Consider the following 11,891-nt stretch of genomic DNA (forward strand, 5'->3'; position numbering starts at 1 on the left):
GGGCAAGGTGGGCGCCACGGGCCGCGCCACGGGGCCGCACCTGCACTGGAACGTCAGCCTGAACGATGCGCGGGTCGATCCCGCGATCTTCATCGGCGCCTTCAAGCCCTGATTGTCGCCGCGCAGGCGCGCGGCGGCCTGGCGTTCAACCCGCCAGCGCGGGTTCGGCCGGGTCTGGCTGGGCTGAGGAGTGCTGCAGCGCGATCCGGTGCAGCGCGTACTGGTGCACGCGTTCGGCGTAGAGCATCTGTTCGTGGACCTGCAGCAGTTCGGCTTCCTGTTCGTCCAGGCAGTTGTCGAACTTGATCTTGGCGTCGGCGTAGGTCAGCCCGGTGTTGCGCAGGCTGTTGATGAAGGCCTCGCGCGACTGGCTGAGCAGGCGCAAGCCGTTTTCGCCCTTGGCGAATTTCCTGCGCGCGCGGTCAAGCTGGTCGGCGGCGGCTTGCAACTCTTGGTTCAGGTCCATCTTGCTTCATGCGTGTGCCGCCGGCAGGGCGCGGGCGGGAATACGGCATTTTTCCATGAACCGCCGCATCCTGCATTACGGCACGGCGCCGGCCGGGGTTAAGCGGCCGCGCCGTCCGTCATTGCGCGCCTTAGCGGCGATGCGCGGGCGGGCGGCTGGTGGGGGCGGGACCGCGCTCGTCCTTGTGGCGGAAATTGATGCGGCCCTTGGTCAGGTCGTAGGGGGACATTTCCAGCGTGACGCGATCGCCGGCCAGGATGCGGATGCGGTGCTTGCGGATACGGCCCGACGCGTAGGCGCCGACTTCGATGCCGTTGTCCAGCTTCACGCGGTAACGGCTGTCGGGCAGCACTTCGTCAACGATGCCGTCCAGTTCGATGAGTTCTTCTTTTGCCATGGTCTACTCCTTGATCAATGCGCGGCGCCATGCGGGCGGCATGGCATGCCGCGTGAGCGGCGACGCGTGCCGGAGGCTGTAAGCCGGGTCCGGCGGTTGGAACGCAAAACGTCCGGGCAGGCGCGGGTAAGGGCCACGGCATCCCGAGTGGATGTCTGAAATGACGGATACCTGCGCCGCGAGGCGCTGGGGTGCGCGCGATGCGCGGCTTGGTCGCAGCCGGGCGCTGCGCGCGAGGCTGGAAGAAGCGTAGGAACGGTTGCCGAAGCCTTGGGGCAAGAGGCGCTCGCTCAGGAAAACCGGCCAGGACGCTCGTGGTGCGATGCGGCGTCGAAACCAGGTTTTTGCGGAAAAATCACGGGCTTATGTTAACGCAACGCGCCTGCTTTAGCCAGTTTTTATCCGGCCGACAGCCACGATAGTAGTAATTGAACGACGCGCAAGGTCGCGCAGCCGGCTCGCGCCCGCGGACGTGGTGGCTGGCGCCATCGGGACGGCGCCCGGACGTTCGTGGGCGCCCGTGGCCGAATGCCGCCGTGGCGCATCACCCGTTTTGGGGATGCCGGCCGCGGGCGTTTGCGCCAAAGTCGTTGCCAAAGGGGAGTTCGCCTGCTTCCGTGCAATCCGGGATCAGGCGCCAGGCATCGGACTACGGTCGGCACATGACATCTAGAAAGCTCATCGGGAACGCGCTCGCCGTGCTGGCGGCGGGGTTGCTGGGCGCCGCACCCGCGCAGGCGGTCATGCAGGTCAAATGGCGCATCCAGGGCGGCTACTACATCATTCAGGTCTATCCGGACACGAGCTTCCCGGTCGATTGCCAGGTGGGGTGGCAGGTCTACACGACCAGCGGTTTCACCCGGCAGGGCAATGCCTATGGCAACAACCTGCCTGGCAATCGGTGGAACGAGTTCATGGGGCCGATGACGCAGGATGTTACCGACATCCGCCCGGCGGCCAATTGTCAGCTTTCGCAGCAGGAGCGGGACCACCGCGCCAGGATCGATGCGCAGCAGCGCGCCGACGAAGAGCGTCGGCTCGCGGACGAAAGGCAGAGGCAGGCCCGCGAGCGGGCCCGGGCGCAAGCCGAGGAACAGGCGCGGCAGGCGGCGCAGCGGCAGCGCGCCGAAGGGCGGGCGGGGCAGCCGCCCGCCATGGGGGTCCCCGATTCCGGCGGGGTCGGGACCCAGAGGGAGGCCGCCCGCCGCGAGTATTTCCGGCGCCAGTCCGAAGAGGCCGAGCGGCGCCAGCAGGCCCGCCAGCAGCAGGCCGAGCAGGAACAGGCGCGTCGCGAGGCGGCGGCGCGGCAGGCGGAACAGCAGGCGCAGGAGCGCCGCCTGCGTGAAGCGCAGCGGCGCGCCGAACGCATCCAGCAAAGCGCGGCCATCATGCAGGGCGCGGAAACCATCAGCCAGCAGTTCCGGCAACAGGCGGCGGGCCAGGACGCGGCGATTTCCACGATCGCGGGCGGCAGCGGCGGGCGGGCCGAGGGAATCGCCCGCGACGCCGCCGAGGCAGGGCGGCCGCAATCGGCATCCGACATCCAGGATTTCCTGCGGCAACGCGTCGGCGCGGGGCAATAGGCCGGCGCGCGCGGCAGTTTTCATCCAACGATCCTCAAGAGGCTCATCATGCTCGAACGCGATATCCCTTCGTGGCGGCTGGCGGTCCTGGCGCTGTGCGTCGGGCTGGGCGGCTGTACCGCCACGTCTTTCCAGTCCAGCAATCCCGCCTACCGGCTGCAGGCGGAGCCGCAGGACCTGCCGGCCGCTGTGCCAGGCAGCGCGCGGGTGGCGGTGCGCTGGACGCAGGCGACGACGCCCGCCGCGCAGGACCTGCTGCGCCAGTACTGGGTGAACAACTACAACCGCGTGATCTGGAACAACCCGCTGGGAATCTCCGAATCCGACAGCCGACCGCAGGCCTACCAGGAGATCGCGCCGGATTCCGCCTACTACGCGGCCGAATTCGCGCGCCTGCTCGCGCGCCGCATGCCGGCGGCCGATATTGTGCTGGAGCCGCTGGCGCTGGACGTGCAGGACGGCCGCTATGTCTACAGGCCGCTGGTGCGCAACCGCTTTCCTGCGCAGATGGTCGTGGACCTGTGGGTGGCGCCCAATACGTTCAGCGCGGTGATGGCTTACATGCGGGCGACCTTCAGCGTGTCCACGGCGGGCCTGGCGTCCGCGCCCACCTGCGGCGTGCTGGCATTCCAGCCTGTATCCAACATCATGCCGGAGTCCGGCGCGGCGGATTGCGCCGCGCTGGAAGCGCGCGACGTGCCGCATCCGGACCTGATACATGGCTTTTCGAGCAGCGATCCCAAGTTCTCGGCGTCGCTGCCGCTCAAGCCCGGCGTCCCGTTGGAACCGGGCTTGGCGGTGGGCTATCCGCTGACCTATGAGACGTTCACGAGCGCCTATCTGGAAAAGTCCGGCGAGGCCGGATTCAATGCGGGCCAGGATTTGAACAACCCCACGCTGGAAGACTTGGCGAAGACGGTGGCGGATGGGTTGAGCCACATCGATGCTGCTTTGTCGACGCAGGTCGCGTGGGGGAGCTATGTCGGCCTATATGACCCGCAGTTGGCGCAACGCTTGCGGGCCGGGCCGGTTCCGCAGGCAGACATGGTCAGGCTGCAGTTCATCGCGAAACTGGCCGACGCGGAGCGCGCCTGGGTCGCGGTGCAGGATCAGGCGGTGCTGGAGCGCATGCTGGACGGCGAGTTCGGCAAGAGCTTCCGGGCCACGCGGCTGGCCATGGACAAGGCCTACAACCGGCAGCAGATGATGGGCTGGGCCAGCATGCTGACCATGGCCGGCGCCGGCCTGGCCAGCGGCGCGCTAGGCGGCGCCGGTTCGGGTATGGCGGGCCTGCAGGCCAATATGACGGCGATGCAGACCGCCGTCCAGTACATGGCCGACGCGCAGCAATCATCCCAGGCCTTCTACCAGCAGTTCGGCTCGGAGATGGCGGCGCGCCAGCACGTCGCGGAAATCGACTATGGCGGCAAGGTCGTGCGGGTGCAGGCCGACAATCTCGATAAGCTGTACACAGAGCTGGGGCGCCTCTACCAGGCGCGTTTCGGCGCCGCCGCGGCGGGCAAGACCGCGTCGAGAAAATGAGCCGTGGCGCGCCCGCCGGAATCCGGGCGCGCCAGCCTCAGGCGCCGGGCACGCTGGCCTCGTAGTCTTGCGACAGCGTTGCCAGAACGGACCAGAACGGGCCGGGCTGGCGTCCTTCCAGTCGGGCCGACAGCACGCCCAGATGGGCATGCCAGCCGGAGGCCACGTCGACCATGGCGGCGCGGTCGGCCAGCTTGCGGTGGGTCAGCGTCAGCAGCGTTCCTTTGTCTTGAGCCTTCAGTTCGAACAGGACTTCCGATGGCTGGCCGGGCGAACCGCCCCAGGTGTATGCCAGCGCCCGCGGCGGCTCGCAGAGCGTGATCACGCCTTGCGTGGTCACGCCGTTTTCGTAGGCGCGGAAGGGCTCGGGCGTGGGTTCGTCCACCGACGAGAGCTGGTTGTGCAGGAACCGCAGCGTGACGCCGCCGCCCACGCGCAGCTCCATGTCACCGCTGGCCAGCCACTGGCCGCGCTTGTCCGATTCCGTTAGGAAGGCCCAGACCGTTTCGATATCGGCCGGCAGCAGGCGTTGGAAGCGGATGGTGGCGGGGTCCAGCACGGTGCCGTGGTCATTCATGGCTTTCTCCTGTTTGCGGTGTCGGACGCGGGTTCGCCAGCAGCGCGGTTTCCAGCGCGTCCAGCTTGTCCGACCAGAATCGTTCATAAAAGCGCAGCCATTGCATGGCCTCGGCCATGGGTTCGGGATTCAGGCTGCAGACGTGGTTGCGGCCGCGGATCGACCGCCGGATCAGTCCCGCGCGCTCCAGGGCCTGCACATGCTTGGAGGCGCCGGCGAAGCTCATGCGCAGGGGCGCGGCCAGCTCGCCGATGGTCAGGTCGCCCTGCGACAGGCTGCGCAGCATGTCCCGGCGCGTGGGGTCGGCCAGGGCGCGGAACACGGCATCCAGATCGGGGGCGAGGATAGATTCAACCATAAGGTTGAATATAGCGGGAGTCCGATCAAAAGCTCAACCGATTGGTTGAATTAATTTGTAAATGGCGCTGAGGCCCCACGTTGCCGAGCAGACCTGCGTTGCGGCGAGGCCGCTAGGGATTGGATTCGGCCGCTGCTTCCAGCGCGCCTTCATGCCGGGGCAGGTCGTCGGTGATCTCGAACCAGGGCGCGCGATCGGCCACGTGGCAATGCGCCGACGGTCGCACGCCGGGATCATCGTCCAGCGCGCCCAGCGGCAGCCCATAGACTTCCGGCGTCTGGTCCAGGCGGCTCAGCAGGGGCGTGCCGCAGGCCTCGCAGAAGCCGCGATAGTTGCCCGGCGATGAGCAATACCAGGTGATGTGGTTTTCGCCCCGGGTCCATTTGAAGTCGGCGGCCTGGACCGTGGCGCGGGTGCGGAAGGCGGCGCCGTGCGCCTTGCGGCACATGCCGCAATGGCAATTGACGACGTCGGTGAGCGGGCCGGCGATTTCATAGGCCACGCGGCCGCAGAGGCAGGAACCTTTGATCATGATGTCGCCTCGCTCAGGTGTGTAAGGGCACGTCTTCGAATATACCCGCGGCGCGTGGCGCCGGCGTGGCGGCAAATGACAAGAGTCTTTCAGTCGGTTGCCTGACCCCGATTTTCGGTCAATTGTTTCCATCTTCGGGTCATCGCGCTGTCATGCCCCAAAAACAGAATGCCGACATCGACGAACACATCAAGGGGGTCGCGATGAATTACGCCATCGACGTGCAGGGCCTGAGCAAATCCTTCCATGCCGGCGCCAAGGCGCTGGACGACGTCAGCCTGCAGGTGGCCGACGGCGAAATGGTCGCGCTGCTGGGCGCGTCCGGTTCCGGCAAGTCCACGCTGTTGCGGCACCTGGCCGGCTTCGTCGCGGGCGACGCGGGCTCGGGCAGCGTCACGGTCAATGGCCAGCTGATCCAGCGTCGCGGCAAGCTCAGCCGGCAGGTGCGCGGCGCGCGCGCCAGCATCGGCTTCGTGTTCCAGCAGTTCAATCTGGTCGGCCGCCTGCCGGTCATCACCAACGTACTGACGGGCATGCTGCCGCGCGTGCCGCTGTGGCGCAGCCTGACGCGCTGGTTCCTGCGCGACGAAGTCCGCGCCGGCCTGGACGCGCTTGCCCAAGTTGGTATAGACGACTATGCATTCCAGCGCGCCTCGACCCTGTCCGGCGGCCAGCAGCAGCGCGCCGCCATCGCGCGCACGCTGGTGCAGAACGCCCGCGTCATCCTGGCCGACGAGCCGATCGCCTCGCTCGATCCCGAATCCTCGCGCCGCGTGATGGACACGCTGGCGCAGATCAACCGCAGCCGCAAGGTGGCCGTGGTGGTGTCGCTGCACCAGGTCGACGTGGCGCTGCGCTATTGCCCGCGCGTGGTCGCGCTGCGGCACGGCAAGGTCGTGTACGACGGCCCCAGCGCCAACCTGACGCCGGCCATGCTGAGCGAGCTGTACGGCTCGGAACTCAGCGAGCTGCTGCCCGAGACCACCATTGCCGCTCCCGCCATGCCGGGACTGGCGCCGCTTGCCCGCCTGGCCGCCGCCTGAGCGCATTCACTTTTTCACCCGGAGCCTTTCATGCTACGCAGAACCGCCATCACCTTCATCGGCGCCATCCTCGCCGCCGCCGCGCTGCCCGCGGCCGCGCAGGACGGCAAGACCCTGAACTTCGGCATCATCTCCACCGAGTCCTCGTCCAACCAGAAGCAGGTCTGGCAGCCCGTCATCGACGACCTGAGCCGCGCCATCGGCGTGCCGGTCAAGCCTTTCTTCGCCTCCGACTACGCCGGCATCATCGAAGGCATGCGCTTCAACAAGGTGCAGATGGCCTGGTACGGCAACAAGTCGGCCATCGAGGCCGTGGACCGCGCCAACGGCGAGGTGTTCGCCTCGGTCATCGACAAGGACGGCAACCCGGGCTACTGGTCGCTGCTGATCGTCAACAAGGACAGCGACCTGAAGACGCTGGACGACGTGCTCAAGCGCGGCGCCAGCCTGAGCTACGGCGCGGGCGATCCCAACTCCACGTCCGGCACCGCCGTGCCGGGCTATTACCTGTGGGCCGCCAACAAGATCGAGCCCAAGACCTTCTTCAAGACCGTGCGCGCCAGCAACCACGAAGCCAACCTGCTGTCGGTGATCAACAAGCAGGTGGACGTGGCCGTCAACAACACCGAGTCGCTGGAACGCTATCGCATCAGCACCGGCAAGGACGCCAACGACCGCGTGCGCGTGCTGTGGAAGTCGCCGCTGATCCCGGCGGATCCGCTGGTCATGCGCAAGGATCTGCCGGCCGATCTGAAGGTCCGCATCCGCGACTTCTTCGTCAACTACGGCAAGGGCAAGGACGCCGAGCGCGAACTGGCCAACCTGAAGGCGCTGACCTACAAGGGCTTCCGTGCGTCGGACGATCAGCAACTGGTGCCGATTCGCCAGATCGAGCTGGCGCGCGCCAAGGCCAAGGTCGAGGCCGACACCACGCTGGGCCAGGCCGAAAAGCAGAAGCAGCTGGCCGAGCTGGATCGCAAGCTGGCGGACCTGGGTCAACCCACCGCCAAGCAGTAAACGCTGGCGGCGGACCGGATCCGACATCCCGGTCCGCCGCGACGATGCCGCCGCGCCGCGGGGCGCGCCGGCATGTGAGCTTTGTTCTCTTTCATCCCCGCGGAGCGTGATCAATGAATATGGCCCTCCAGGCTTCCCGTACCTCCGTCGCCCCGCGCTCGTCGCTGCCCATGCTCATCACGTGGGCCGTCATCCTGGCCCTGCTGGCCATGTCCTGGCGCGGCGCCGACATGCGGCCGATGGACCTGTTGCGCGATTCCGGCAACATGGCGCAGTTCGCCGCCGATTTCTTCCCGCCGAATTTCCGCGACTGGCGCATGTACCTGGACGAGATGATCGTCACGGTGCAGATCGCCGTCTGGGGCACCTTCCTGGCCATTGTGCTGGCCGTGCCGCTGGGCCTGCTGTGTTCGTCGAACATGGTGCCGGCCTGGGTCTACCAGCCCATGCGCCGACTGATGGATGCCTGCCGCGCGATCAACGAAATGGTCTTCGCCATGTTGTTCATCGTGGCCGTCGGCCTGGGCCCGTTCGCCGGCGTGCTGGCGTTGTGGATCCACACCACGGGCGTGCTGGCCAAGCTGTTTTCCGAGGCGGTCGAGGCCATCGATCCGCGTCCGGTGGAGGGTGTGCGGGCGACCGGCGCGAACGCGCTGGAGGAAATCGTCTACGGCGTGATCCCGCAGGTGCTGCCGCTGTGGATCTCGTACTCGTTGTACCGCTTCGAATCCAACGTGCGCTCGGCTTCGGTCGTGGGCATCGTGGGGGCGGGCGGCATCGGCACCGTGCTGTGGGACATCATCCGCAGCTTCCGCTACGCGGAGACCTGCGCCGTCATGATCATCATCGTTGCCTTCGTGGTGGTGATCGACATGACCTCGGCGCGGATCCGCAAGGCCCTGGTGTAGCGCGGAGGGGGCCGCGTGTCGCGGCCCCGTTCATGCCCCGGCGCAGAGCGCCTGCAGCGCGGGCAGGGCGACCAGGCCCATCAGTCGGGCCGTGTGCAGGTCGGCCGCCGACACCGCCGGGCGCGGCATCAGGAAGTTCAGCGTGCCCAGGCAGGCGCCGTCCAGCACCACCGGCACGTTGATCACCGAGCGCAGTCCCAGCGCCTGGATGGCGGCATGGTCGTCGAAGAAGGCCTGGATCGAGTCCTCGCCTTCGCCCACGAACACCTTGTGTTCAAGCAGGACATGCCGGCCCCACGCCGTGCCGGCCTTGTCCTTGCCGCCGCCCGGCGGGTAGGCGGACGGATTCGAGCTGTACAGCCGAACCACGCGCATGCGGGCCGCATCATGCCGGTTGACCGTGAACAAGGCGTGGGCCAGCGCCGCGCCGGCGTAGGCATCGACCGCCGCGAGCGCGGCCAGCGGATCGGCATCGGCGTAGGCCTGCTCGATCCGCCGCAACTCGTCTTGCCCCGTTGCTGGAAGCGGCGGCAGGGCGCTCATTCGGCGGTCACTCCCAGTTCCTTGATCAGCTTGCCGTATTTGTCGGCGTCGCGCGTCAGCGTCTTGGCGAACTGCTCGGGCGTGGTGTCCAGCAGCAGCACGCCCATGTCCGCCATTTTCTTGACGACGTCGGGCCGCTTCAGGATCAGGTTGATTTCCTGGTTGAGCCGCGCCGTGAGGTCGGGCGGCAGGCCCGCCGGACCGAACGCGCCGTACCAGACCGACAGTTCGTAGCCGGGCAGGGTCTCGGCCACGGTCGGCGTGCCCGGCAGCAGCGGCGAGCGCTGTTCCTCGGTGACGGCCAGCAGCTTGAGCTTGCCGCTCTGCACGTGCGGCAGCGTCTGCGTGCCGGCGCTGAACAGGACCTGGGTGCGGCCGGCCACCGTGTCCAGCACGGCGGGCGCGCCGCCCCGATAGGGCACGTGCACCATCTTCACGCCCGCGGCCTTCTCGAACAGCGCCGCGCTCAGGTGATTGGTCGAGCCCTGTCCGGCCGAGGCGTAGGCGACCTTGTCGGGATTGGCCTTCAGGTAGTCGATGAACTCGCGCACATTGTTCGCGGGCACCGAGGGATGCGTGACCATGGTGTTGGTCACCAGCGCCAGTTCGGCGATGGGCGTGAAGTCCTTCACGCCGTCGAACGGCATGTTGGCGTACAGCGCCTGGTTCATCGTGTGCGTGCTCATCGAGCCCACCAGCAGCGTGTAGCCGTCCGGTTTGGCGCGCGCGACATAGGTGCTGCCGATGTTGCCGGACGCGCCCGAGCGGTTCTCCACGATCACCGATTGCTTCAGTGATTGGGTCAGCCCCTCGGACAGCACGCGCGCCAGGATGTCGGTGGAACCGCCGGCGGCCCAGGGCACGATCAGGGTGATCGGCTTGTCGTCGGGCCAGGCGGCCCGGCTCAGTCCGGGCGCCGTCAGCGCGAGACCCAGGGCCGCGGCGGCCAGCTGTTTCAGGAATGCTTGCTTCATTGTGTTTACCCCTTGCTGTGTGTGCCGGTCTCGATGCCGGCTGGAATCCGATATCCGATGGCCGGGATCTAGCGACCCACCGCGTAGCCCTGCATGCCGCGCGGATTCGCGCCCGCGCGCAGCAGCAGCCCGCCTTCCGGCGCCGCTTCGCGGGTGCAGGCGCTGATGCGGCCCTCCGACCAGGCCGGACCGATCACCACCTCGTGGCCGGCCTGGCGCAAGGCTTCAATGGTGGCCGCGGGCATGCGCGATTCCACCGTGACGCGGTTGCGCTTGAACGCGCGCGGCCAGAACGAGCCCGGGAAATGGTCGATGTGCCACGACGGCGCTTCGATCGCTTCCTGCAGGTTCAGGCCGGCGGCATGGCGCAGGAAGAACTGCACCGTCCATTGGTCCTGCTGGTCGCCGCCGGGCGTGCCGTACACCATGTAGGGCTTGCCGTCGCGCAGCGCCAGGCCGGGCGACAGCGTGGTCAGCGGGCGCTTGCCCGGCTGCAGCTGGCCCGGCACGCCGTCGTCCAGCCAGGTCATCTGCAGCCGCGTGGTCAGGGGAAAGCCCAGCGCCGGCACCACCGGGCTGGACGACAGCCAGCCGCCCGATGGCGTGGCGGCGACCATGTTGCCGTGCCGGTCGATGACGTCGATCTGGCAGGTGTCGCCCACGAACAATTCGCGTTCGGCCCATTCGGCCACGGGCGGCAGGGCGGCGAAGGTGGGCTCGCCCACGCCGAACCGGGTGTCGGACGCCGCCAGCGCGCGCGTTGCCGCGTCCAGGTCGGGCAGGCGCGGCGACCGTCCCTCGGGCTGGCCGGGACGCCAGTCGGGGCAGGCGGTGTCATTGATCAGCGCCGCGCGCGTGCGCGCGTAGGACTCGCTCAGCAGCGCCCGCAAGGGCACGTCCACGAAGGCGGGATCGCCGTACCAGGCGGTGCGGTCGGCGAAGGCGAGCTTGGCGGCTTCGGCGATGCGATGCACGAACTGCGGCGATTCCGGGTCCAGCCCGTCCATGCCCAGGTGGCGCAGGATGGCCAGCTGTTGCAGGTGCGCGGGGCCTTGCGACCAGGGGCCGCATTTGGCGACGGTGTAGCGGCCGTACTGCACGGTCGCCGGCTCGTCGTAGCCGGGCCGCCACTGCGCGAGGTCGGCCTTGCGTAGCAGGCCGTGGTTGCGCTGGCCCGTGGTGTCGCGCACGGCCGCATGCGTGTAGTAGGCGTCGATCTCGTCGGCGACGAAGCCTTCGTGCCAGATATGCAGCGCGGCCTCGATGCGGCCGCGGCGGTCCCGGCCCGCGGCCTGCGCCTGTTCCACGATGCGTGTGTAGGTGGCCGCGATGGCGGGCGTGCGGAACAGGGCATCCGGCGCCGGCGCGCGGCCATTGCGCAGCCAGACCTCGGCCGAGCTGGTCCATTCGTCGCGGAACAGGGCCTGCACCGCCAGGATGGCCTGGGAGATGCGCGGCACCAATGGAAAGCCGTCGCGGGCATAGGCAATGGCAGGCGCGAGCACGTCGGCCAGTTCCCAGGTGCCGTAGTCGCGCAGCAGCGTGAGCCAGGCGCTGAAGGCGCCGGGCACGGTCGCCGGCAAGAGGCCAATGCCGGGCACCAGGTCCAGACCCAGGCCACGGAAATAGGCCGGCGTCGCCAGCGCGGGCGCCGGTCCCTGGCCGCATAGCGCGCGCATGCGCTGCTCGTCTTCGCTCCAGAACAGGATCGGCACCTCGCCGCCGGGGCCGTTCAGGTGCGGTTCGACGATCTGCAGCGCGAAGCCGCCCGCCGCCGCGGCGTCGAAGGCGTTGCCGCCGCGTTCCAGCACGCCCATGGCGACCTGCGAGGCGAGCCAGTGCGTGGAGGACACCACGCCGAAGGTGCCGCGGATTTCGGGGCGGGCGGTGAATGCGGAGGACATGCCGGTCTGCGCCTGAAGGTGGGGACCAGGCCAGTATAGGAGTGTGA

General features: G+C 68.2%; 13 protein-coding genes and 1 pseudogene. 6 read left to right on the forward strand and 8 right to left on the reverse strand.

Going from position 1 to position 11,891, the window contains the following annotated elements:
• Nucleotides 1–112, forward strand: a pseudogene (locus tag KDH83_RS04320) (M23 family metallopeptidase); the annotation flags it as partial.
• A 33-nt stretch (nt 113–145) separates the two neighbouring features.
• On the opposite strand, the gene KDH83_RS04325 reads toward KDH83_RS04320, so the two are convergent.
• Nucleotides 146–466 (reverse strand): hypothetical protein, encoded by a 321-nt coding sequence (locus KDH83_RS04325; protein ID WP_212313013.1) that lies wholly within the window; start codon nt 464–466, stop codon nt 146–148.
• A gap of 130 nt (nt 467–596) precedes the next feature.
• The gene (gene infA / locus KDH83_RS04330; protein ID WP_103275827.1) at nt 597–863 is read right to left on the reverse strand and encodes a translation initiation factor IF-1; all 267 of its coding nucleotides are present in this window, start codon (nt 861–863) and stop codon (nt 597–599) included.
• A gap of 662 nt (nt 864–1,525) precedes the next feature.
• Between infA and KDH83_RS04335 the strand changes: the two genes are divergently transcribed.
• Together KDH83_RS04335 and KDH83_RS04340 are read left to right on the forward strand one after the other, a co-directional pair.
• Nucleotides 1,526–2,446, forward strand: coding sequence for a hypothetical protein (locus KDH83_RS04335; protein WP_212313015.1), 921 nt, complete (start codon nt 1,526–1,528; stop codon nt 2,444–2,446).
• Nucleotides 2,447–2,494: 48 nt separating this feature from the next.
• Complete coding sequence (locus KDH83_RS04340; RefSeq protein WP_212313017.1) at nt 2,495–3,988, forward strand: hypothetical protein; 1,494 nt, start codon at nt 2,495–2,497, stop codon at nt 3,986–3,988.
• A gap of 37 nt (nt 3,989–4,025) precedes the next feature.
• Here KDH83_RS04340 and KDH83_RS04345 read toward each other — a convergent pair whose 3' ends face one another.
• The 3 genes from KDH83_RS04345 to KDH83_RS04355 form a co-directional block, all read right to left on the reverse strand.
• The gene (locus KDH83_RS04345) at nt 4,026–4,565 is read right to left on the reverse strand and encodes an SRPBCC family protein (protein WP_212313019.1); all 540 of its coding nucleotides are present in this window, start codon (nt 4,563–4,565) and stop codon (nt 4,026–4,028) included.
• Nucleotides 4,558–4,923 carry a metalloregulator ArsR/SmtB family transcription factor gene (locus KDH83_RS04350; RefSeq protein WP_212313021.1) on the reverse strand — a complete coding sequence of 122 codons (366 nt, stop codon included), beginning with the start codon at nt 4,921–4,923 and terminating at the stop codon, nt 4,558–4,560. The genes KDH83_RS04345 and KDH83_RS04350 overlap by 8 nt, the downstream gene beginning before the upstream one ends.
• A 112-nt stretch (nt 4,924–5,035) precedes the next feature.
• The gene (locus KDH83_RS04355) at nt 5,036–5,455 is read right to left on the reverse strand and encodes a GFA family protein (RefSeq protein ID WP_212313023.1); all 420 of its coding nucleotides are present in this window, start codon (nt 5,453–5,455) and stop codon (nt 5,036–5,038) included.
• 203 nt (nt 5,456–5,658) lie between these two features.
• Between KDH83_RS04355 and phnC the strand changes: the two genes are divergently transcribed.
• From phnC to phnE, 3 genes are all read left to right on the forward strand, one after another.
• A complete protein-coding gene (gene phnC / locus KDH83_RS04360) occupies nt 5,659–6,498 on the forward strand; it encodes a phosphonate ABC transporter ATP-binding protein (protein WP_212313102.1) in 840 nt (279 codons plus the stop codon).
• Between the two features lie 30 nt (nt 6,499–6,528).
• Nucleotides 6,529–7,515 (forward strand): phosphonate ABC transporter substrate-binding protein, encoded by a 987-nt coding sequence (gene phnD, locus KDH83_RS04365; protein WP_212313025.1) that lies wholly within the window; start codon nt 6,529–6,531, stop codon nt 7,513–7,515.
• Between the two features lie 113 nt (nt 7,516–7,628).
• A complete protein-coding gene (gene phnE / locus KDH83_RS04370; protein ID WP_212313027.1) occupies nt 7,629–8,423 on the forward strand; it encodes a phosphonate ABC transporter, permease protein PhnE in 795 nt (264 codons plus the stop codon).
• A 30-nt stretch (nt 8,424–8,453) separates the two neighbouring features.
• Here the strand turns inward: phnE and KDH83_RS04375 are convergent, their stop codons facing one another.
• The 3 genes from KDH83_RS04375 to KDH83_RS04385 form a co-directional block, all read right to left on the reverse strand.
• Entirely contained in the window at nt 8,454–8,966 is a 513-nt protein-coding gene (locus KDH83_RS04375; RefSeq protein WP_212313029.1) for a GAF domain-containing protein, read from the reverse strand.
• A complete protein-coding gene (locus KDH83_RS04380; RefSeq protein WP_212313031.1) occupies nt 8,963–9,940 on the reverse strand; it encodes a tripartite tricarboxylate transporter substrate binding protein in 978 nt (325 codons plus the stop codon). The genes KDH83_RS04375 and KDH83_RS04380 overlap by 4 nt, the downstream gene beginning before the upstream one ends.
• 68 nt (nt 9,941–10,008) lie before the next feature.
• Complete coding sequence (locus KDH83_RS04385) at nt 10,009–11,844, reverse strand: gamma-glutamyltransferase (RefSeq protein WP_212313033.1); 1,836 nt, start codon at nt 11,842–11,844, stop codon at nt 10,009–10,011.
• Nucleotides 11,845–11,891: the final 47 nt, after the last annotated feature.

Origin of the sequence: Achromobacter sp. Marseille-Q0513, from assembly GCF_018195695.1 — a bacterium.
Taxonomy (GTDB): Bacteria; Pseudomonadota; Gammaproteobacteria; order Burkholderiales; family Burkholderiaceae_B; genus Achromobacter.

Coding starts and splice junctions, on each gene's coding strand:
- KDH83_RS04380 (WP_212313031.1), bottom strand. CDS start 9,940: ATGAAGCAAGCATTCCTGAAACAGCTGGCCGCCGCGGCCCTGGGTCTC.
- KDH83_RS04355 (WP_212313023.1), bottom strand. CDS start 5,455: ATGATCAAAGGTTCCTGCCTCTGCGGCCGCGTGGCCTATGAAATCGCC.
- KDH83_RS04350 (WP_212313021.1), bottom strand. CDS start 4,923: ATGGTTGAATCTATCCTCGCCCCCGATCTGGATGCCGTGTTCCGCGCC.
- KDH83_RS04375 (WP_212313029.1), bottom strand. CDS start 8,966: ATGAGCGCCCTGCCGCCGCTTCCAGCAACGGGGCAAGACGAGTTGCGG.
- phnD (WP_212313025.1), top strand. CDS start 6,529: ATGCTACGCAGAACCGCCATCACCTTCATCGGCGCCATCCTCGCCGCC.
- KDH83_RS04385 (WP_212313033.1), bottom strand. CDS start 11,844: ATGTCCTCCGCATTCACCGCCCGCCCCGAAATCCGCGGCACCTTCGGC.
- KDH83_RS04325 (WP_212313013.1), bottom strand. CDS start 466: ATGGACCTGAACCAAGAGTTGCAAGCCGCCGCCGACCAGCTTGACCGC.
- KDH83_RS04345 (WP_212313019.1), bottom strand. CDS start 4,565: ATGAATGACCACGGCACCGTGCTGGACCCCGCCACCATCCGCTTCCAA.
- phnE (WP_212313027.1), top strand. CDS start 7,629: ATGAATATGGCCCTCCAGGCTTCCCGTACCTCCGTCGCCCCGCGCTCG.
- KDH83_RS04335 (WP_212313015.1), top strand. CDS start 1,526: ATGACATCTAGAAAGCTCATCGGGAACGCGCTCGCCGTGCTGGCGGCG.
- infA (WP_103275827.1), bottom strand. CDS start 863: ATGGCAAAAGAAGAACTCATCGAACTGGACGGCATCGTTGACGAAGTG.
- phnC (WP_212313102.1), top strand. CDS start 5,659: ATGAATTACGCCATCGACGTGCAGGGCCTGAGCAAATCCTTCCATGCC.
- KDH83_RS04340 (WP_212313017.1), top strand. CDS start 2,495: ATGCTCGAACGCGATATCCCTTCGTGGCGGCTGGCGGTCCTGGCGCTG.